This window comes from Advenella kashmirensis W13003 (assembly GCF_000506985.1).
In the GTDB taxonomy this organism is placed as follows: Bacteria; Pseudomonadota; Gammaproteobacteria; order Burkholderiales; family Burkholderiaceae_B; genus Advenella; species Advenella kashmirensis_A.
Map to the genome: position 1 here is coordinate 813,469 of NZ_KI650980.1, position 22,053 is coordinate 835,521.

The window sequence follows — 22,053 nt, forward strand, 5'->3', positions numbered from 1 at the left end:
AATCTGATCAATCACCGCCCCGGCTTGCGCCGGGGCCCGCACTGAATTTAACGACTTACCACTGATAACCGATGCCGGCACCAATCATGGTCTTGCCACGCGTGTTGCCACTTACGCTGCCTTTGATAATCCAATTTCCATTATCGGAAACTTTGGACAAACCAGCGGCAAAGCCTTGCTGGCCAACGTATCGGGCGGTTGCCAGCGCAAACATGCTCTTGCCTGGCAGATAGGCCTGAGGCAGATTGGCCATGGCACCGGCAGTCGCACTACCTGCATTGGCATCCTTCGCAACACGATCCAGATTGCCCTGCAGATTGTTGATTGCAGAAGCCGTGCCGCTGGCCAGGCTATGCAATTGACCACCGTTGACCGCATCGGTACTGCCCTCAGCAATCTCACCTGCCTGGACATTGGTGATCCGTTTGCCGGCGGCATCAATGCCAGATTGAGTCAAGGCCGGACCATCAATCACACCGAGGTAGGATTTGGCTGAAATCGAATCGCCCTCGAGCTTGCCGGTTTTGACAGACTCGAATGTCACATTCGGTGCAGTCGCGATGGTGACTGAATTACCGTCGCGCGTCAGCTGAATGTTGCTACCCTGATTGAAGCCGACAGTAGAGCCAGGAGCCACTTTTTGCGGATCATCGTTATTGACTTGCAACTGCCACCCTTGAGAAGCTGTCGCACCAATGCCGTTCAACGCGTCCGTAACGGTGTTGTAGGAATCACCTCCAACATTGATTTTCGTTTCCAGCTTGCCGGTTTCGGCATTGAAGCGAGTATCACCGCCCAATGTGCTGGCAATGCTCTGACCAAGGCCGTGAAGCTGCGAACCGTTGACTGCCTGCAGGCTGTCTTCAGACAGCGTGGCTTTGGCTACATTGTTCAGGCTGACTGGCGCTGCGCCATCCTGACCAACCAGCGTGACGGAATTGGTTTTTCCAAACGGATCGGTCACAGGGTCGTTTTTACCGTTAGCATTTGCAGTCTGTGAATATTGCAATGGCGAAGCCGCTGCAGATACGCTTACCTTGGCAATACCGTTTTCCTGGGTCACATCCACTTTCGTGTTTGTGTTGCCGGCAACGAACTGGACCTGACCACCGGAGCCCACGGTTCCGACAATTCCTCCTGCGTCTGCAATGTCCCAACCACGGCGAGCCACGGCGCCTACATTGGTGTTGATCGCGTTCAATGCATCATTCACATTCTTGTAGGTCTGGTCATCGATTTTCAAACCAGCGATCACAGAACCTGTTTCAGCATCGAATTTGCTATCACCACCCAGAGCGGCTGCTGTACTGTTACCCACAGCAAACAGCTGGCTGGCGTTGACACCGTCTGTACTGTCAGCAGACAAAGTGCCGGCACCGACATGAGTGAGCTTCTTACCGCTCATATCAAGGCCTGTGCCGCTCAGGGCCGGACCACCGTTGTTGATCGTCAGGCTGTCGGCCGTCAGATCTGGTGACGTTGCAATAGTGAGCACATTGCCATCGCGGGTGATATCGATATTGGTTCCATCCAGGAACTGGACAGTATCACCAGGGGCAACTTTACTTGCGGTATCACCATTAGCCTGCAGGCTCCAACCCTTGGAGGCAACTGCCGTAGTCTCTGTCAGGCTCGTATGCAGATCACCCAACGCATCGTTGACATTGGAGAACGTGTTCTCACCCACTTTCAGCGATGCCGTTACGACACCCGTAGCCGGGTCGAATGCGCTATTGCCGCCCAGTGAGTTTGCGGTGCTATTACCCACAGCAAACAACTGGCTGGCATTGACACCGTCCTTGCTGTCAACAGACAAGGTACCGGCACCGACATTGGTGATCTTCTTACCGCTCATATCAATGCCCGTGCTGTTCAGGACAGGGCCACCATTGTTGATCGTCAGGCTATCTGCGGTCAGATCCGGTGACGTTGCGATAGTGATCACGTTTCCGTCGCGGGTGATATCGATGTTGGTTCCGTCCAGGAGCTGAACCGTATCACCAGGCGCGACCTTACTTGCAGCGTCACCATTAGCTTGCAAGTTGAAGCCTTTATTGGCCTGAGTGTTGACCGCGTTCAGTGCGTCGTTGACGTTATCGAAGGTCTGATTGCCTTCGGTCAACTTCAGCGCCGCAGTCACCGTCCCTGTTTTCGGATCGAACCTGCTGTCACCGCCCAGTGAAGAAGCGGTGCTATTGCCTACCGCGAACAACTGGCCGCCATTTACACCGTCCTTGCTATCGGCTGACAACGTGCCTGGCGCAACATTGGTGAGCTTCTTGTCACTCATGTTGATGCCATCTCCATTAATAACCGGACCGCCATTGTTAATGGTCAGGCTGTCAGCCGTCAGATCAGGCGTTGTCGCAATCGAAACCGCATCACCGTCTTTGGTAATGCTGATGTTGGTTCCATCAGCCAGTTTGACGGTATCGCCCGGTGCCACTTTGCTGGCCGCTTCATCGTTCAGTTGCAAGTTCCAACCCTTGGCCGCTTCCGCAGTGGTTGATGTCAGAGTGGAGTGGAGATCATCCAGTGCATCGTTGACATTGGTGAAGGTGCTATCACCCACTTTCAGCGACGCTGTGACAACCCCTGTAGCAGGATCGAACGCACTGTCGCCACCCAGTGACGAGGCGGTGCTGTTTCCTACAGCAAACAATTGGCTTGCGTTTACGCCATCCTTGCTATCGGCAGACAGTGTGCCAGGAGCAACATTGGTGAATTTCTTGTCACTCATGTTGATGCCAGTGCTATTGATCACAGGACCACCATTATTGATCGTCAGGCTATCGGCCGTGAGATCAGCAGTAGTTGCAACTGTAATGTTGCTGCCATCGCGGGTGATGTCAATATTCGTTCCGTCAAGGAACTGAACGGTATCGCCAGGAGCAACCTTACTTGCAGTGTCACCGTTAGCTTGCAGGTTGAATCCCTTATTGGCCTGGTTATTAACCGCGTTCAATGCATCGTTAACATTATCAAAGGTTTGATTACCTTCGGTCAGTTTCAGCGATGCTGTAACGACACCGGTTTCAGGATTGAACGTGCTATCGCCACCCAGTGAAGAAGCGGTGCTATTGCCCACTGCAAACAACTGGCTGGCGTTTACGCCATCCTTGCTATCGGCAGACAACGTGCCTGGCGCAACATTGGTGAGCTTCTTGTCACTCATGTTGATGCCATCTCCATTAATAACCGGACCGCCGTTGTTAATGGTCAGGCTGTCAGCCGTCAGATCAGGTGTTGTCGCAATCGAAACCGCATCACCGTCTTTGGTAATGCTGATGTTGGTTCCATCAGCCAGTTTGACGGTATCGCCCGGTGCCACTTTGCTGGCAGCTTCGTCGTTAAGTTGCAAGTTCCAGCCCTTGGCCGCTTCCGCAGTAGTTGATGCCAGGGTGGAATTGAGATCATCCAGTGCATCGTTGACATTGGTGAATGTGTTCTCACCGACTTTCAACGACGCTGCCACGACACCGGTTTCGGGGTTGAACGTGCTACCGCCGCCCAGAGAAGAGGCTGTGCTGTTACCAACCGCAAACAACTGGCTGGCGTTGACACCATCCTTGCTATCAGCAGCCAATGCTCCTGGCGCAACATTCGTGAGTTTCTTGTTACTCATGTTGATACCATCAACGTTGATAACAGGACCGTCGTTGTTGATCGTCATGCTGTCTGCCGTCAGATTAGGCGCAGTCGCCACCGTGATATTGTTGCCATCGCGGGTGATATCGATGTTCGTACCATCGAGGAACTGAACGGTATCGCCAGGAGCCACTTTACTTGCGGTGTCACCATTGGCTTGCAGGTTCCATCCCTTATTCGCCTGACCGTTGACAGCATTCAGTGCATCGTTGACGTTGTCGAAGGTCTGGTCGCCTTCGGTCAGCTTCAGCGCAGCAGTCACGACACCTGTTTCTGGATTGAACGTGCTGTCGCCACCCAGCGAAGAAGCGGTGCTATTACCTACCGCGAACAATTGGCTGCCATTTACACCGTCCTTGCTGTCGGCTGACAATGTACCAGGCGCAACATTCGTGAGCTTCTTGTTGCTCATGTTGATGCCATCGACATTGATAACAGGCCCACCATTGTTAATGGTCAGGCTGTCAGCAGTCAGATCTGGCTTTGTCGCAATTGATACTGCGTCACCATCTTTGGTAATGCTGATGTTGGTTCCATCAGCCAGTTTGACTGTATCGCCTGGTGCCACTTTGTTGGCCACCTCGTCGTTCAGCTGCAAATTCCAACCCTTGTTGGCCTGCGTATTGACAGCATTCAGTGCGTCATTGACATTGTTGAAAGTCAGGTCGCCTTCGGTCAGCTTCAGCGCAGCGGTCACCATGCCTGTCTCGGGATTGAACGCACTATCTCCCCCCAGAGAAGAGGCGGTACTATTGCCCACTGCGAACAACTGGCTGGCATTCACACCGTCCTTGCTATCAACAGACAATGTACCTGCAGCAACATTGGTGAGCTTTTTATCGCTCATGTTGATACCATCGACATTGATAACTGGACCGCCCTTGTTAATCGTCAGGCTATCTGCCGTCAGATTCGGAGCCGTAGCCACCGTAACGTTGTTACCGTCTCGGGCGATGTTGATATTGGTTCCATCGAGAAACTGAACCGTATCACCAGGAACAACTTTGCTTGCCGTGTCACCGTTGGCTTGCAGGTTCCATCCCTTATTCGCCTGACTGTTGACAGCATTCAGTGCATCGTTGACGTTGTCGAAAGTCTGGTCGCCTTCGGTCAGCTTCAACGCAGCAGTCACGACACCGGTTTCTGGATTGAACGTGCTGTCACCGCCCAGTGATGAGGCGGTGCTATTGCCCACCGCAAAGAGTTGGCTGGCATTTACGCCGTCCTTGCTGTCAGCGGACAGTGTTCCAGGCGCAACATTCGTGAGCTTTTTATCGCTCATGTTGATGCCGGTGCCATTGACGACAGGACCACCGTTGTTAATCGTCAGGCTGTCTGCCTTGAGATCAGCAGTAGTTGCAACCGTAATATTGTTGCCGTCGCGAGTGATGTCAATGTTTGTACCGTCAAGGAACTGAACCGTATCGCCGGGAGCGACTTTACTTGCGGTGTCACCATTGGCTTGCAGGTTCCATCCCTTGCTAGCCTGGCCGTTAACTGCATTCAGCGCGTCATTGACGTTGTCGAAGGTCTGGTCGCCCTCGGTCAGTTTCAGAGCAGCAGTCACAACCCCCGTTTCAGGATTGAACGTACTATCGCCACCCAGAGAGTTTGCTGTGCTATTGCCCACCGCAAAGAGTTGGCTGGCATTTACCCCATCCTTGCTGTCAGCGGACAATGTACCCGGTGCAACATTCGTAAGCTTTTTATCGCTCATGTTGATGCCCCCGACATTGATAACTGGACCGCCGTTGTTAATCGTCAAGCTGTCTGCCGTCAGATTAGGCGCAGTCGCCACCGTGATATTGTTGCCATCGCGGGTGATATCGATGTTCGTACCATCGAGAAACTGAACCGTATCGCCAGGAGCCACTTTACTTGCGGTGTCACCATTGGCTTGCAGGTTCCATCCCTTGCTGGCCTGACCGTTAACTGCATTCAGCGCGTCATTGACGTTGTCGAAAGTCTGGTCGCCTTCGGTCAGCTTCAACGCAGCGGTCACCATGCCTGTCTCGGGATTGAACGCACTATCTCCCCCCAGTGAAGAGGCTGTGCTGTTACCCACCGCAAACAGCTGGCTCGCATTTACGCCATCCTTGCTGTCGGCCGCCAGTGTACCGGGCGCAACATTGGTGAGTTTCTTGTTACTCATGTTAATGCCAGTACCGTCGATAACAGGCCCGCCATTGTTAATGGTCAGACTATCAGCCGTCAAAGCGGGCGTTGTCGCAATTGAGATTGCATCGCCATCTTTGGTGATGCTGATGTTGGTACCATTAGCGAGCTTGACTGTATCGCCCGGTGCCACTTTGCTGGCTGCTTCGTCATTGAGCTGCAAGTTCCAACCTTTGTTAGCCTGCGTATTGACAGCATTCAATGCATCGTTGACGTTGTTGAAGGTCTGATTACCCTCTGTCAGTTTCAGTGCAGCTGTCACGACACCCGTTTCAGGATTGAACGTGCTGTCACCACCTAATGATGAGGCGGTGCTGTTACCGACTGCAAACAACTGGCTGGCGTTGACACCATCCTTGCTATCAGCAGCCAATGCTCCTGGCGCAACATTAGTGAGTTTCTTGTTACTCATGTTGATACCATCAACATTGATAACTGGACCGCCGTTGTTAATCGTCAAGCTGTCTGCCGTCAGATTAGGCGCAGTCGCAACCGTAATATTGTTGCCATCGCGGGTGATATCGATGTTCGTACCATCGAGGAACTGAACCGTATCGCCTGGAGCGACTTTGCTTGCAGCATCACCGTTGGCTTGCAGGTTGAAACCTTTATTGGCCTGGGTGTTGACCGCGTTCAATGCATCGTTGACATTGTTGAACGTCTGATTTCCCTCAGTCAGTTTCAACGCAGCAGTCACAGCGCCAGTCTCAGGGTTGAACGCACTTTCACCACCCAATGAGGAGGCTGTGCTGTTGCCTACTGCGAACAGCTGGCTGGCATTTACACCGTCCTTGCTGTCGGCCGCCAACGTACCAGGCGCAACATTGGTGAGTTTCTTGTTACTCATGTTGATGCCTTCGCCGTTGATAACAGGCCCACCGTTGTTAATGGTCAAACTATCAGCTTTCAGATTTGGTGCGGTCGCCACCGTAATATTATTACCATCTCGGGTGATGTCAATGTTTGTTCCATCAAGGAACTGAACGGTATCACCATGAGCGACTTTGCTTGCAGTGTCACCGTTAGCCTGCAGACTCCATCCCTTGGATGATTCGGTCAAGGCCTTATTGGCCATTGTACTCACTGCATTCAGTTGCGACACGTTCACAGCGTCGTGGGCGTCTACCCCATCGGCCAGACCGACGATTTTCTTGCCTGCCATGGCTACACCGGTTCCACTAATCACCGGGCCGCCATTGTTAATAGCCAGGCTGTCTGCGGTCAGATTGGGCGAAGTCGCGATCGTGATATCGTTACCCTCTCGGGTAATATCGATATTTGTCCCATCCAGGAACTGAATCGTGCCGCCGGGAACCACTTTGCTGGTGGAATCCCCGTTCGCCTGCAAGTTCCAGCCTTTGGATGCTTCAGTCAATGCCTTGTCAGCTACGGTTTTAACACCTGTCAGCTGGGAGACATTCACAGCATCATTGGAGTCAGTCCCGTTAGCCAGACCAGTAATTTTCTTGTCGCTCATTGCAATGCCGTCGGCATTGAGCACCGGTCCACCGTTATTGATGGTCAGGCTGTCCGCCTTCAGATTGGCGGTGGTGGCGACGGTGATATTATTGCCGTCTCGCGTGATATCGATATTGGTGCCATCTAGGAACTGGACCGTGTTGCCGGGCGCGACTTTGCTTGCAGCATCGCCGTTGGCTTGCAGGTTCCATCCCCTGGTGGCCTGAGTTAACGCATTGTCGGCCGCGGACTTGACACCGCGCAACTGCGACACATTCACCGCATCATTCGGATTGGTACCATTGGCCAGGCCGGTGATTTTTTTGTTACCCATCGCCAGACCGGTTCCGTTAAGGATCGGACCGCCGTTGTTGATGCTCAGGCTGTCTGCGGTCAGCGCAGGTGACGTAGCAATCGTCACGCTGTTGCCGCTACGGGTAATGTCGATATTCGTGCCATCTAGAAACTCGACCGTGCCTCCAAGAGCGATTTTGCTCGCGGCGTCGCCGTTGGCTCTGAGATTCCAGCCTTTGGCGGCTTCGGTCTTTGCACTATCGGCGATTGTTTTTACCGCACCCAATTGTGAAAAATTCACGGCGTCGTTCGGATTCGTACCGTTAGCCACGCCTGTGATTTTTTTATTGCCCATCGCCAAGCCAGTCCCGTTAAGTACGGGTCCGCCGTTGTTAATCGTCAGGCTGTTTGCAGTCAGTGCCGGAGACGTTGCAATTGTAACGTTGTTGCCATTGCGAGTGACATCGATATTCGCACCATCAAGGAACTGTACGGTCGCACCGGATGCAATTGTGCTTGCAGTATCGCCATTAGCCTGAAGTTTCCATGACCCTGATGAACTTGCCGCCTGATTCATTGCGGCATAAAGCTGACTGCCGTTGATAGCATCGGTACTGGAAGCGGAAATCTCACCGGAGGCGACATTTTTCAACTGACGCTCGGCACCAGCTGCACCGACTGAAACCACCCGATCTGCACTAGTGGCAACACCAGCAAAGCCGCTATAGGTTCTGCCTCCTACCGTTGCTTGCGTCACTGCAGTAGCGGCCAGATCGGTCGTGGACCCGCTACCAAGTGCCACGGCGTCCATCCGTGTTACTGTGGCATCTTTACCAAGTGCCACGCCCGACACCCCTGATACTCTGGCACTCGTACCAATCGCTACCGCGTCTTTCGACTCATCCTTGCCGATTGTTTTGGTTGCGCTACCAATGGCGATGGAGGATGTACCTTCGGCCTTCGTCGCCATTGCTTCAGTATAGCGGCCCGTTGGCACGTTTGGGTCACGGGCTGCAGCACCCAATGCAATAGACCTGGCTCCGGTCGCAGTGGCCGAGTAGCCTATTGCCTGAGCACCCAGGCCGGTCGCCGCAGAAGTAGCACCAATTGCCTGTGATAGAGCGCCATTTGCCACCGCCCCGCGTCCAACGGCCAGGCTGGCATTTCCTTTTGCGTGAGTGCGCATACCCAAGGCAACGCTTGATGGACCTTCACTATACGCCCATTCACCGACTGCCACAGAAACAGGCCCTTTCGCTTTCGCACCACCACCCACTGAAATGGAGCTCACGTTTGAATATGCATCATGACCAATCGCTACTGCACCCTTTCCATCCAATGCACGGTCAGGCCGGGTGACGTCGTCACGTTGTTCGTGGGGATTCTCGCTGCTCGAGAGAGCGGCATTGGTCGTCTCCGCCTTAGCCCCGCAACCAATCGCAATCTCATCCATTGATCCAGGCCCGCTAGCAGAGGCCATGGTACTGCAAAGGGAATCGGCCGGGGAAATTTCAATACCGGAGGTCGTTCCAGCGACGAGATCCCCCGCTGCTATGTTCCCCAGTTTTTGCACGGCCGAGGCAGGAGACGAAACACATATTAGCCCAGCGATGCAAAGGACACTGGCGATTTCAGTCAGTCTGAAATGATCCGCTCTCACACGAGCTGCCCCTGATGGTAAATCTGACACGCAAACGCTGCGAGATTTTCCAGATACCGTTTTGGCAATTTCCGAAACGACGACCCAGCTCGCAGTCGCCGCATTCCAAATGACGCGATATATTTTATTCACAGACAAATCCTTAACACAAATGTAAACCTGATAAATCGTTCAGTCTTACCGTTAAGCCTTTGTTTTCGGACGGTTACTGTTTTGAGCGCGCGCAACGCGTCCAAAAGGTGGCTTGGTAGTAGCCACATTCTATTTTTATGAGGAATTTCCAAAAATGATCCAGATCAATTTTCTGGCCTGCAATTGTCAAGAATTGACAATTTTTTGGAAGGTGAATTTTTTGTGTCTGTGCATGTCTGCATGCGAGGGGAATATTTTCACTGTGAGAATTCGTGGCAATGACTCGCGTCGGATAGTTTTGCACACACAGCGATTTAGAGTTAGATTCCTTCTGAGCGCTACTGACTGTTCATTCAACGATAAGCCCACCTGAGGTGGGCCATACATTTGCGTGCACACAAAATAACGCCCTGCCGGGGACTAACCTGAACAGGGCGATGCAAACAAACCTGGGTTACGAATTTAATTGCATAGGCAGATATTAACCAATCAAATATAGTGTTGTCAAAGCGATCAGCGTTTTAAAGAATATTTAAGCGCCCAAAAATACTCCCATTCACAATATTGTGACAATTTCGCGTGCGGCGATATGTCGGCCAGCAACTGCTCTCGGGTAGGAAAGTTCTTGAGCACCCGGTGCGTTGAGCCATCTTGTAAAGCGCGTCGCTGATAGGTATTTCCTGCAGCGTCCTGCTCTGCAATGGGCGTACTGCTGCCTGGCACAAAACGATTGTCCAGAAAGATGATTTCGGCGCCAGGCTCCAGCGAACCATGCAGGCCAGTCAGGAAGCGAACAATGTCTTTTCGCGAAATATGCGACCACCAAAAACCCGCAAAAGCAGCATCAAAAGACATATCGAACGCCGGAAGGTCAAAGGCGTCTCCTTGCAGGAGCTGCACATTAGGGGATACTCGTTCGGCCGCAATGACGAGCGTTTCATCCGCAGCGTCTACCGCCACCACCCGCTGCGCCGACGGAGCATAAAATTGCGTCCAGTAACCCGTGCCACAGGCAATTTCCAGAACCTTGCGCCCAGTCAACTCCGCTGTGAGCCATGCACGGATGTCTTGAAGATCATCCTGCCGCTCGGGTTTTAAATAGATATTGTCATATTCATTTGCACGTGCAGCGTAATAGTCTTTCATTTCTAACCTTTAAAAGGCTGGCAGGAGCATTACATTTGACAACTGAAATATTTTCTTCTCAAGTAACAATATTTTATTTATGTTATTTAAATGTTAATATTTGAACAAAAAGAACAGCGGGATTCAGGGGCGAAAAGCTATTTAAGGCGATAGATAGAAAAACGTATATCAGGAGAAATACAAAATGAATGATTTGAGCCGTCAGTACTTGAATGTGCCACTCACATCAGAAAAGGACTTTCAACAAGAGGAAGCCGAACTTCGCCGTTGGCTGGATGAAAATGTAACGGATTTAGGGATCCGCAAACAGCATCTGGAACGGCTTCGCGAGGATCACGCGGCACGCGGGAGACAGTTCTTTTGAGTATTGAGGCCGCACGAGTTTGAGCGATAGCCGTTCCCACGACTGCAATATCGTCAACCAACTCGCCACAACCGTTCTGATTTGGGGTAGGACGAAGCGATCGGGCCGCGTAAACACGCGCGCCTGAACTCACAAAGGCTTATATGCAACCCAACCTTTTAACGAAAATCCAGCATAAAACATCTCGATATTCTCGAATCCCACGGCACGCAATAATGCCTCGTCCTCGCGTACGGACAAAATCGGCAATCTTTTTCTCATTTCCGACACCCCCTTTTGGATCTGCTCATCAGGAAGCATGGAACGATTAGCAAATTGAGCGTTCCGGGAAAGCCATTTTTCCTGATCAGTACATTGGTCTGGAAAGCTGTAATGGGCCAGGACGAATGGCGCGCCAGGCTTGAGTCGAAGAAAGACTTCCTGCAGCGTCTTGCGCCGTTCACGTTCGGATAAAAAGTGAAGCGTCAGAAAGCACGTGGCACCATCAAAAGACATTTGTGGAACATCATGTATGTAACCCACCCGGAAATCGACCCGGGACGCTACAGGCCCCAACTGCTCACGAGCGAGATCCAGCATCTCGGCAGACGGGTCTACACCTTCGAACGTCCAACCTGGACGCTCTTCACAGAACGTCTTCAGCTCCAGTCCCCCGCCTGCTCCAAGCACCAAAATATGCGCATCATCGGACACGCACTCATCCAATAACACAATTGCCATTCTGTGCAGATCAAAAAATCCTGGCACAATTTTCTGGGTTCTTGATGCGTAATTTTCAACCAGCTTGGGGTCGGAAAACACTGTCATGAGATCAGGCCTTTTCGTTCTAAATAAAGTGTGGGTTAGAAGATTGCGGGGTATTTTCAGATATTATCGTACCGTAGATTGCCAATCCGATTTGGGCAGTCACAGACACGCGCGCAGCATAATAAGGAATGAAATGAACGAATACACCCTGAAAATTTCCAACGGACGCACCATTCGGGTGCTGGCAAAAAGTGGCGGCGAGGCGATGAAGAAAGCGATTAAGCAGGAAAAGTGTACACCCGATGATATTACCGTGGTGGATGTGCGGAAAGTCGAAGTGTATCGGCGTCCTGCGTGAATGCGACGTGGGCGATGTATCATCGCCGGTTTTCAGAGCATCAAACTATGATTCGAAAAAGCTCAAGAGCGCAGCATGGCGTTTTATTTGACTGCAGGCAGTGTGCCGATCCACCCATCCAGCGCCTCGGCCAATTTCTCAGGCTGCTCTGGAACCAGAGCGTGGCTCGCATCGGGGATCACCACAGTGGTGATCCGATCTCCAAACTCTTCCTTCATTTCTCCGCGTGTTTCCTTCGGTTTGAACGGATCTAACTCGCCCTGTATTTCCAGCAAGGGAGTGTCGCCGCCCGACCACCATTGTGCCTGGGGCGTAGCATTGCCGGCAGCACGCTGGCTTTTGCTGACCTCAGCGTAACCGCCACCCAGCCAGGCGCGTGCGTCCTTTTCCCTGACAAAAAAACCATATTTGAGCGCAGCCAAACGATCCGCCTCAGGCACCGTCATATCGGTAGCGTGCCTGACCTTTTCAACCAGCTCAGGCATAGCGCCAGGATACTTCTTGGCGGCGGCGGCAATAATCACCACGCCGCGCACATGTTCGGGGTGTTCTACGGCTGTCATGCGCGCTACCCAGTTTCCGAATGCATGCCCGACGATTACGACTGGCTTACCCCCTGCCACCTGCTTGAGAACTTCATCAATATCGCCGGCCAGATCCTTCAGGGTAATGTCTTTCATGGCGCCCTGGCTCTTGCCGATACCGCGTGGCTCGGGCCGAATAACCTGATAGTTACGCTTCACCAAATACGGCACAACAGGATCGAAATCCTCCGCGCCGCGTCCGCGAGATGGCAGCAGAACAATGGGCGTGCCCTGGCCGTTAACAAAGACTTCCACCTTCGAACCCTGCGGAGTACTGATAACCTGTGTTCGAGTGCCTTCGACCCTGCTAGCGCTTGAATGCGTGTCATTACTGTGCAATGCATGATTGGCTGTGCTTGAGCCCGTCGCTGCCCACACACCGGTGGCAGGCAAAATGGCCGAAAATGCCAGCGCAAGGTTAAGCGTTCTTCGTCGTAAATTCATATTCATCTCCTACGAGGTCAGTTCATTTTATGTGTAGACCTCTGCATCATGCCGTATTCTTCTACGGCAAGCGATGAGGAAAGCACGATTTCTGTTATAGCGAGAGTGAATATGAGATCATTTTTGCCGGCATGTTTTCGACCAGGCAAGTAAGCAGTGCCCGCACCGACGCTAGCGTCGGTCGGGAATACAACGCCTCGGCCACATCCCCCGACAACATCGGAAGAGTGAGAAAGTTTTACGCAACGCGTCTCTTTTCCACAGGCGTTTGCATCCAGTTTGCGCGCTCAAGAAGTTTTGCCCTAATTGCCTCAACAGTCGGGCCCTTACGCACGACAGTCAAGCCGGGTCTGTCGGGTCGCCCCGGGGCCGGACCGAAATCTGGATTCATTGCCACCTCTGCGGCATTCTGGAACATATTGCGATTGCCGGTATCGACATAAGACTCTGCCGGCAATCCCTCAGCCAGCAGAATATCGAATCGCTCCAGCTCAACATGGAAATACTGGAACGCGTGCAATTCAAATTGCTGCACGATCGTTTTATCGTTCACCAGACACATGGCAGGAACCAGGTTACCGTCAAAGCTAATGTGATGCCCAGGGGACATTAACAAATCCCGGTGCGGCACATTGTTGGCGATGCATCCCTTTTTAAACAGAATCGGGAAGGCGCGATAGGCGTCTTTTTCGGGGATTCGGCTCTTATATAAAATGCGAAAACCAAGCCATTTGACGGTAGCGACTCTTCCATCGGCCGTTAGCACCTTGTCACCTGCCTTCAGGTGCTCAACTTTGGTTTCACCATTAGGCGTGGCGATATGGGTGCCCTGCAGATAGCACGCATAGTAAACTGTGCCGCCATCAAACCCTAATTGGTCCGGATCCGTGTAACGGGTATCGATCGTTGCGCGCCCAACAATATCACCATTGCTGTCTTTAAAAACCAGTGAATTCTCAGAAGGGGAATATTCACTGCTGGTTGCATTGGCAAACGTGATTTCAGAACCCTCGGCATCGGGGCTGAACGATATGTTCAAATTATCCGGCGATAAACCGGCAGTATTGAAAACGACCTCTCCTCCAAGCCCTTGAATCTCGAACACGTGTTGGTCCGGTGCTTGGGAAAGAAATTCCGGGGTAATTTCCAATTTCGAATTACCATAGACACCATAGTGGTGATGGTAGAGACCTTCTGGCGGGTTGATTGAAGACAATAGTTTGATATTTACATTCTCATTCACAGTCAAATAATCATAGATTTCCGACGGTTCATGTGAAGTATATGTATGCTGAATTTCCAGTACGTCCGGCGTATGCTCGCTATTGATAACGACAACGTTCAAACTGCCGTCTGTTATAAAATTTACAACAGTGTCGCCATCGTAATCCGGCTGATCTATTACTACATAGGAATTCTCCGACAAATCGATGTCTACGGTAGCCATGGTTCACCTATCCTGTAATTGAATATTTCTTCTTTTTAATGAGGTAGCCAGCTCATTCACCTCGATCATTTGTAAATATTTGAAATATTTACAAACCGATTATTAACAGATATCAGGTGAAAATCAACGTTTTTATGACTTTTTTCAAAAAAAACGGATATTTTTTAAAGAAAACAAGGCATTAAGAAAATTCAGGCAATTGCCAGAAGTGAGCAGAACAAGCAGAATCGGTCTGCTGCTATTACTTGCTCACTTGGCCGATAAACCCTGCCGACGGATGATCAGTGATATAAAGTCAGTTTTCACGGTTGTTCCTATGACCCGAATCAATTGCATTCCAGTAGAAGAACTGTCGGGCCCGCACTTAGTCGCCGAATACCGCGAACTGCCGCGTGTATTTCGACTGGCCGAGAAGGCGGCGCTGCGTGGCAGCTTTACCCAGCCCGGGCAATATACCCTGGGGCCTGGCCATATTCTGTTTTTCTATACCCGCTTGGGCTATCTGGCCAAGCGCCACGGCCAACTCGTTAAAGAAATGCGCAATCGAAATTACAAACCTGCCTTTGAGGGCGTGCAACGCGAAAACTTTCCAAACATCCCCGACCAGTATTGGAACGACTGGGAGCCAACCAGCGAAGCGATGGCAATAAACAGAGAACGGATATTGCAGCGCAGTTAAACAAAAACGCGCCGAAGAATCGACGCTTTTCATTTCCCGGGCGACCGCTGAATGGACATGATTGTCCATTTGGTGCATCCATCTAATCAGGCAGGATAAACTCCACTCGCCTATTTTTTTGTCGGCCGCCAGGATTATCTTTGCCATTCATTTCATTCTTGGCAATAGGATCTTTTTCTCCGCGCCCCTCAGGTGACAGCCTCGATCGGTCAACTCCTTGTTTAACAAGAAATTCGGCTACCGATTGCGCACGTGATTTTGATAATTTCAAATTATATTGATCTGTACCCTTTGCATCTGTGTGGCCAATAACCTTCACCACCCCTTCAGGAATTTCGTTAATTATTGTTGCAATATCTTTTAAGTTGGCTTCAGCCTTGGTCGACAACTGAGCGCTGTCGAAATTAAAAAGCACATCGCTGGCAATATACAAAACTTTGCCCTGCTCAGAATCACGGACACTTATGTTGCCATTCTTCTTAATAATTGCCGAGGCATTTGCAGAAAGATCTTTAATCTGGGCATTCAGTTGGTCTGAACCAGCTTGTAGATCAAGTATTGTCGGGACCAAGTCTAGAACGAAAGCGCCGTTGTCAGCACTATTCTGCGCTCCTACGAGATTGGGCGAGACAGTCGCAGCAAGTAGAATCCAGCTTCGAATGGAGCGCTTTAAATTACTCATTGCAGGCGATCAACTATCGGAGAGTGAAAACGGACCCAGGGGCTCAACGTTCGGCAGGAACAACATGATGTCTTCATTTTCTGGTGGCGCTGGAAATGTTCCATACCACACGCCCCGAACTTTACCTTTCGCTGCCAAATGGACGTTTCCCGGAGCCAACGGCTTTCCAGCGGAATCTTTGAACAAAAGGTATTTCTTGTTGCCTGCGAGCAGATAAATATCGTTTTCGTAGGCCTTTTTATCCAAATTACCATACAGCATGTAAATGCCCGTCACGGCCGGATCGGATTCCACGAAACGCACTTTGACAGTCACTCGATCTCCGGATTTCGCTACTGTCGTCAACTCTGCAGTTGATCCGCCATTTGCGACAAGGCCACTCGCTTTAGAAACCGATTTCGGTGCTGAATCTACACTCTGAGAAAATGCAAACCCAGACGTCGCAGATGCAAGCAATACCGAGATAACCTTCACTGCAGCACGAATTTTCATATGAGCTAATCCTTTGAATAGCTGAACATTGAGGAAAGACCGTTAACTAATTTACGCAGGCGAATTATATATTTATAGAAATGTTTATATTCCTACATTTCGTTTCTTACGTGACAATTTTATGTACTGTTTATGAATACTTGTGCCGCTTGTGTGTGACTCAGCACTGTCTTTCCGGCTTATGTCTGGCGCCCCGGCGCTGAATATGTTTTTCATATGATGATGTTTTTTTGTTGATTATTCCCATCTCAGTTTTGTGGATCACGATAGGCCGCGCTTTCTCAAAAAACAGTGGTAGAGTGATCGATCAAAGTAACTGACAACGGATGGCATCGTTTATTATTGTTTGCTTCGCAGCCTCTTTGATTCATGGGCTTGTATTAAATATGAATTAAAGTATCTTTCGCATTACAGCATTTGAAATACTGATCCCGCGTCGCATTACCGAAGTTCGCTCAACAACGTTGAATCCGAAGGCAGAAAAAAATGGCTCTGCGGTTTTACTCACATTCGAGGACAGTACCTTCAGTTCCAGCAAGGCGGCTTCCTCAAAAATTCGCGCCATTAAACATCGCCCTATCCCTTGTCGTGGGTATAAACCGGATACAAAGAAATGGTCTATATGTCCGTCTTGTTGAAGATCCGCATAGCCTGCGATTTGATGATCAACCTCAACGACAAAAGGCCGAATTTTTTGGATGAGATCTGACCAGCGCTGGATATCAAAATCGGCCGGCGCCCAGGCATTTATTTGCTCCAGCGAATAGTCACGACATGCAATAAGGTGAACGGAGGAGTAAAACACTTGGAATAATGAAACCTCATCGCCTGGTTCAAAATTACGAATTTTCATAAAGCCCTATCAAAACATGCTAGGTAAGGTTGCCCATAGGCGCGGGAGTGTCATCCAGCCCCGAAAGCGTCATCGCTATGGCGTTATGACCGTTTTCCGCAAGTATATCCGCCAGCGGCGAAGATAATGTTTTGAGATCAGGGGGATTGATCGCTTTGATCTTTGCTAACGATCTGTTCGCTTATTTTTTACGGTATTCTTGGACACCCAAACACGCCCACCGCGATACCTCGCTCACAAATCCAGATAGGCTAGTACATCGTCATATTCCGCTGGATTAGCAGCCTGGATTTTTTCAAGTTTTCTTTCAATCTCATCCAGCTCCTTGCCAGCGGATTCAATGTAACCGTTTTGTTTGAATCTCTTATACGCCTCTACCTGGACTTTCAACGATTCGCGATCAATTGGCGCTATCAGTTCTGGGCTCGTCATTTCATTCTCCGTGGAAACAATGTGATTTAAATCCAGGAGAAATTCTATTACATAGACAAGTCATATTTATTGCACCGTCATTGCGCGTTTAATTGCCGACAGGCACTCAGGCAGCCTTCTCGTGACCTGTCAAACGACAAACACGTTCCAACAGCATATTCCTGATTGCGCTGATTTTGGTCCGGTCTCTAAGAACCGTAAACCCGGGGCGGTCTGCCAGACGCCGTTGCATGTCAGAGGGACGCAGTGCGGTGACGTCCACATTTTCAAAGAAGTCCCGGTTTCCACCATCGGCCCACGATTCAGAGTAAACGCCATGTGAACGCACAACGTCAAACTGTTCCAGTTCGATGTGGAAGTAATGCACCTGTTTTACATCGAGCTCTTGAATAATCGTCTGCCCATTGACAAGATCATTGGCGCGGACAAGCACATCCTCTATTTGAATATGGTGCCACGGAGACACCAGCAGATCCATGCTGGGCACATTATCTTTAATGGCATCGCGTTTGATTCGAACCGGCGCTGATTTTTTGCGCAGATCTTCTGACAGTCTGACATTATTAAGAGTGTAATTGCGCCATCCAATCCATTTGACTCGTCCCGTCCCCATGGAACCAATAACCGTATCACCCTCTTTCAGTTGCTCAACAGGCATAGGTCCTTGCGGCGTATCAATAAGCGTGCCTTTTGTGAAACACACAGGTAGACCCGGGTGATCAGTTTCATCCGTTTCCAAAGACAAAGTGGTACCTGCGTCGTAACTGGTATTTGAAAAAAAGACATACCCGCCATCAGCAAATACTACATATCCGTCGTCATGAAAACCTTCTATCGGTGCTTGTAGCTGATTGGAATTCATATCAGTATCAATAGTGACCTCTTCGCCTGTCTGCAAAACCCCATCATCAGTCGCTTCGGTTGCGACGCTATTTGATGGAGAGACGGCCAGCACTGTAAAAGTGTTATCACCATTTAACTGAACGGCGCTCGTGTATGACGTTGTATAAGTTGACATTGACCCACCCAATTTATTGATTATTTAATATAAATTTATGTTTTGTTACTTATACTTATATGTTTTAAAAAAATCAATAAATACTTAATTTCTAATTGTATTCTTTTGTAATACAGAGAGTATGAATGACTACCCGGACTAGGATTCCCCATGACCCGAATCAATTGCATCCCAGTAGAAGAACTCTCCGGCCCGCAGATGGTGTGCAACCGGAGACTTTTCCAGACATCGCTGATGAATATTGGAATGACTGCGAACCTGCGAAAGAAGCGATGGCCATGAACCGTGAACGTATCGCGCAGCCGTAGTCAGGGGGGAACATTTACCGTTTGGCAGATACCAGTAGCATCATCGGCCGTTCCAATTCTTCCGCGAGCACGGGATTGTCATTGACCTGGATTGCCGTCGGAGCAAACTCTTTTATGTGGCAGATTGAAAACCCCGCAGCGATCAGCGTATTTAATGTGGTACCTATCGTTCTATGATATTTAAGAACGCCATCAGTAAACCAATGGGTACGTCGTTCACCTTCCAATGCATAACGGTTCACCGGCCACGTTTTTCGCCCGTCTTCGTCATTCCACCAGCGAGGATGAGTAGCCGCCATGTAGATCGGATGTTCGATGGAAAACACAAAGTGTGCGGCTGGTTTAAGGGCTCTATGCACCTGGCGTACCAACCGACTGAAATCGTCGACGTAATGCAAGGCCAGAGAACTGTAAGCAAGATCAAAGGTGTCCTGCGATAATTCAATCACTTCGAGATCTGCCGCTCTATATTCAATAGCAGAATCGTCGGTGCTCTGGATTGCTCGGGCAATCATTTTTTCCGAGATATCCAATCCCAGTACCGACCGGGCGCCCTCTTCTCTGGCCCAACGGGAGAACCAGCCAAATCCGCAGCCAAGGTCAATTACTTTTTTGCCTTTAATAGCGGGTAACATTGCGCGTGTGGCAGGCCATTCGGGCGCGCCGGAAAGACCGTGAATTTGCCGCGGAAGTTGGCTATAACTGTCGAAAAATTTCTGATTATCGTAGATATTTTGTGCCATCGCTTTCTCTTTGAGTTTTGGGAAGACGATCTGATACCGTTATACAATAACACTGTTAGAAAATGGGGTTAAACCATGAATAACATTCTGAGTATCGATGGCTATAAAGCCGTCATTTCTTTCGATCCCGAAACTGAAATGTTTCGAGGAGAGTTTATCGACCTGAACGGCGGCGCGGATTTTTACGCCTCCGATGTAACGAATCTCAAACAGGAAGCAAATACCTCGCTGCGCATCTTCCTGGACGAATGCAAAAAACGCGGCATTGAGCCGAAAAAGCAGTTTTCAGGAAAATTAAGCTCCGGCTCAGGCACGTGCTTTAGCCGCAGAAGTTGAGGCTCTACACTCTGGCCTACGCTACTTTTTCAGCATGACCTGAGGGAATGTCCCCGGCCAAGCCGGGAACAAACGTTGTGTGTTAAGCAACGTATTTCATATCTGCAGGGACTGGTATCCAGTTCGCTCGTTCAAGCAGTTTCGCACGAATTGCCTCAAAAACCGGGCCCTTGCGAATCACCATAATGCCAGGGATGTCCGGACGCCCTGTCGCCGGTCCAAAGTCGGGATCCATTGCGACTTCATGGGCATTCTGGAACATGTCCCGGTTGCCCGTGTCTACATAGGATTCAGCCGGTACCCCTTCGGCCAACAAGATATCGAATTGTTCGAGCTCAAGATGGAAATACTGGAACGAAGGCATATCAAACAGCTGGATGATCGATTTACCGTTCACAAGATTCATGGCAGAGATCAGATTGCCATCGAAGCTGACGTGATGGCCAGGAGACATCACCAAGTCACGGTGCGGAACGTTATCAGCTATGCAGCCTTTTTTAAACAAGACAGGGAAGGCACGCTTTGCGTCTTTATCACGGATGCGATTTTTGAAAAGCGTGCGATATCCGATCCATTTGATTGTTGCAACCCCGCCAGAGGCCGTCAATACTTTATCTCCGCGCTTGAGCGTTTCTATTTTGACCTCGCCGGTCGGTGTCGCGATGTGTGTTCCTTTAAGAAAACAAGCAACCACCAATGTATCGCCTTCCATTTCAAATTTGTATGAACTAATCCACGGCGCATTGAAATTGCCCACCGTTTGTCCCTGAGCGTCTTTGAACGAGAGTTTTCCATCCGCGTATTCATAAGTGCTTGCCCCCATAACCTGAAACTCGGCACCTGGCTGCAAGTGCAATAGAAATGCAGGATCGGAATGATCTATCGTCACTCCGGTCGTGTCATATATGAACTTTGAATTGGTATACACACGGATATCGAGATTTGATGGAGCGTCGATGCCATTTCGGGGGTGAATCGGAGCGTGGAGTTCTCCGATACTTGAACAATCATTCCTTGCATATCGACCGAATCCGGCCCTGACATACTAGACAATGCAACGTTTGCGCCACTTTGGAGTTCAAGCACGTAGGGGGATGGCTGATAATTCATGACTGAATCGTTGACCAATTTCAGCTCAAGCTCATCTGATGTACCCGTTGGATTTGTTATATTGAGGTAAGTGAGAGAACCGAGCATTCCTACATTGACACTGAGTGTCGTGTCTCCGCCGTAGTCAGCCTGATCAATCTCCAGATCTCTGGTTGCACTATCAATATTCACGTCTACTGTAGCCATATTTCACCTATCCTATTGATTCTACGATTATTTTTTTCAATTTCGGGTGAACCATATGATTGACCCACACCGGCTGTAAAATTTTGAAATATTTTATAGAGCGATTATTATCAGATGTCGTATGAAAATCAATGTTTTTGTTTGCAAAAGGCTACTGCTGAGGAAAAAAGCAGGAAATGGTAGCGCTGAAAAACGCCCGCGAATAATATTTGATAAAAAGTATAAGTAAAGTTGCCTATTCGTTCAGGATCGCCCATCTCTCATGATCCCGCCATTTCCCATCGACAAAAAGATATTTGGGCGAGAAACCTTTGATTTTGTAATATTACGTTTGATATCAGAAAGCGAATAGAATCTTCTTTTACTTCTTTTCTAAATCGTGTTGCACGAGTCCGTCCGATATTTCATGCCACGACGCTTTATCACTGACGAAAACGTGGAACTCAGGCTTTACGCCCGGATCGGTATCCAGTGCGCCAAGTGGTAATCCGTAGCTTGATTTATCGTCATCAAAACGACTAAATATTGGAGACCCACAGACACTGCAGAATCCTCGATGCGTGCCTGGCGACGATTCGTAGAACTTTACCAAATTCTCGCCCAGTAAAAATTCAAAATCCCTCGCTTCTACCCTTGCCCGACTCCTAAATGCTGCGCCATGGGCTTTGCGACACATTGAGCAGTGACAATTCAGGGCCCCGGTTAATGGCCCGTTAATCTGAAATCGCACGCCTCTGCAAAGGCAGCTTCCGAGTAT

18 protein-coding genes and 1 pseudogene are annotated in these 22,053 nt (G+C 49.9%); 4 read left to right on the plus strand and 15 right to left on the minus strand.

Annotation, left to right across the window (positions count from 1 at the left end):
- Positions 1–55: 55 nt before the first annotated feature.
- The 3 genes and pseudogenes from W822_RS38500 to W822_RS38505 all read right to left on the minus strand — a co-directional run bounded on the left by W822_RS38500 (position 56) and on the right by W822_RS38505 (position 10,513).
- Positions 56–9,055 (minus strand): YadA-like family protein, encoded by a 9,000-nt coding sequence (locus W822_RS38500; protein ID WP_155848160.1) that lies wholly within the window; start codon positions 9,053–9,055, stop codon positions 56–58.
- 228 nt (positions 9,056–9,283) lie between these two features.
- Positions 9,284–9,367, minus strand: a pseudogene (locus W822_RS46795) (ESPR domain-containing protein); the annotation flags it as partial.
- A gap of 513 nt (positions 9,368–9,880) precedes the next feature.
- Positions 9,881–10,513: a class I SAM-dependent methyltransferase gene (locus W822_RS38505; RefSeq protein ID WP_024006044.1), complete on the minus strand. Its 633-nt coding sequence runs from the start codon at positions 10,511–10,513 to the stop codon at positions 9,881–9,883.
- 184 nt (positions 10,514–10,697) lie between these two features.
- Between W822_RS38505 and W822_RS38510 the strand changes: the two genes are divergently transcribed.
- Complete coding sequence (locus W822_RS38510) at positions 10,698–10,877, plus strand: hypothetical protein (protein ID WP_024006045.1); 180 nt, start codon at positions 10,698–10,700, stop codon at positions 10,875–10,877.
- A 129-nt stretch (positions 10,878–11,006) separates the two neighbouring features.
- On the opposite strand, the gene W822_RS38515 is transcribed toward W822_RS38510, so the two are convergent.
- Positions 11,007–11,684: a class I SAM-dependent methyltransferase gene (locus W822_RS38515; protein WP_024006046.1), complete on the minus strand. Its 678-nt coding sequence runs from the start codon at positions 11,682–11,684 to the stop codon at positions 11,007–11,009.
- A gap of 133 nt (positions 11,685–11,817) precedes the next feature.
- On the opposite strand from W822_RS38515, the gene W822_RS46365 reads away from it, so the two are divergent.
- Complete coding sequence (locus W822_RS46365) at positions 11,818–11,982, plus strand: hypothetical protein (RefSeq protein WP_024006047.1); 165 nt, start codon at positions 11,818–11,820, stop codon at positions 11,980–11,982.
- 83 nt (positions 11,983–12,065) lie between these two features.
- On the opposite strand, the gene W822_RS38520 is transcribed toward W822_RS46365, so the two are convergent.
- Both W822_RS38520 and W822_RS45905 read right to left on the minus strand, forming a co-directional pair.
- Complete coding sequence (locus W822_RS38520) at positions 12,066–13,010, minus strand: alpha/beta fold hydrolase (RefSeq protein ID WP_024006048.1); 945 nt, start codon at positions 13,008–13,010, stop codon at positions 12,066–12,068.
- Positions 13,011–13,248: 238 nt separating this feature from the next.
- On the minus strand, positions 13,249–14,457 hold the full coding sequence (locus tag W822_RS45905) for a Hint domain-containing protein (RefSeq protein ID WP_024006049.1): 1,209 nt from the start codon (positions 14,455–14,457) through the stop codon (positions 13,249–13,251).
- A gap of 316 nt (positions 14,458–14,773) precedes the next feature.
- Here W822_RS45905 and W822_RS38530 point away from each other — a divergent pair, with 316 nt between their 5' ends.
- A complete protein-coding gene (locus W822_RS38530; protein ID WP_024006050.1) occupies positions 14,774–15,136 on the plus strand; it encodes a pyrimidine dimer DNA glycosylase/endonuclease V in 363 nt (120 codons plus the stop codon).
- An 82-nt stretch (positions 15,137–15,218) separates the two neighbouring features.
- Here W822_RS38530 and W822_RS38535 read toward each other — a convergent pair whose 3' ends face one another.
- From W822_RS38535 to W822_RS38550, 6 genes are all read right to left on the minus strand, one after another.
- Positions 15,219–15,818, minus strand: a complete 600-nt coding sequence (locus W822_RS38535; protein WP_024006051.1) for an OmpA family protein — start codon at positions 15,816–15,818, stop codon at positions 15,219–15,221.
- Positions 15,819–15,827: 9 nt separating this feature from the next.
- Positions 15,828–16,310: a hypothetical protein gene (locus tag W822_RS0123785; protein ID WP_024006052.1), complete on the minus strand. Its 483-nt coding sequence runs from the start codon at positions 16,308–16,310 to the stop codon at positions 15,828–15,830.
- A gap of 391 nt (positions 16,311–16,701) precedes the next feature.
- On the minus strand, positions 16,702–17,163 hold the full coding sequence (locus tag W822_RS38540) for a GNAT family N-acetyltransferase (RefSeq protein WP_024006053.1): 462 nt from the start codon (positions 17,161–17,163) through the stop codon (positions 16,702–16,704).
- A 234-nt stretch (positions 17,164–17,397) separates the two neighbouring features.
- Positions 17,398–17,595: a hypothetical protein gene (locus W822_RS38545; protein WP_024006054.1), complete on the minus strand. Its 198-nt coding sequence runs from the start codon at positions 17,593–17,595 to the stop codon at positions 17,398–17,400.
- A gap of 106 nt (positions 17,596–17,701) precedes the next feature.
- On the minus strand, positions 17,702–18,613 hold the full coding sequence (locus W822_RS45910) for a Hint domain-containing protein (protein WP_081724408.1): 912 nt from the start codon (positions 18,611–18,613) through the stop codon (positions 17,702–17,704).
- 322 nt (positions 18,614–18,935) lie between these two features.
- On the minus strand, positions 18,936–19,664 hold the full coding sequence (locus W822_RS38550; protein ID WP_024006056.1) for a class I SAM-dependent methyltransferase: 729 nt from the start codon (positions 19,662–19,664) through the stop codon (positions 18,936–18,938).
- Positions 19,665–19,739: 75 nt separating this feature from the next.
- Between W822_RS38550 and W822_RS38555 the strand changes: the two genes are divergently transcribed.
- On the plus strand, positions 19,740–20,000 hold the full coding sequence (locus tag W822_RS38555; protein WP_024006057.1) for a type II toxin-antitoxin system HicB family antitoxin: 261 nt from the start codon (positions 19,740–19,742) through the stop codon (positions 19,998–20,000).
- Between the two features lie 82 nt (positions 20,001–20,082).
- Here the strand turns inward: W822_RS38555 and W822_RS45915 are convergent, their stop codons facing one another.
- The 3 genes from W822_RS45915 to W822_RS46165 all read right to left on the minus strand — a co-directional run bounded on the left by W822_RS45915 (position 20,083) and on the right by W822_RS46165 (position 22,053).
- The gene (locus W822_RS45915; RefSeq protein WP_024006058.1) at positions 20,083–20,889 is read right to left on the minus strand and encodes a Hint domain-containing protein; all 807 of its coding nucleotides are present in this window, start codon (positions 20,887–20,889) and stop codon (positions 20,083–20,085) included.
- The gene (locus W822_RS38560; protein WP_024006059.1) at positions 20,886–21,296 is read right to left on the minus strand and encodes a hypothetical protein; all 411 of its coding nucleotides are present in this window, start codon (positions 21,294–21,296) and stop codon (positions 20,886–20,888) included. The genes W822_RS45915 and W822_RS38560 overlap by 4 nt, the downstream gene beginning before the upstream one ends.
- A 361-nt stretch (positions 21,297–21,657) precedes the next feature.
- Positions 21,658–22,053, minus strand: a complete 396-nt coding sequence (locus W822_RS46165; protein ID WP_437177158.1) for a GFA family protein — start codon at positions 22,051–22,053, stop codon at positions 21,658–21,660.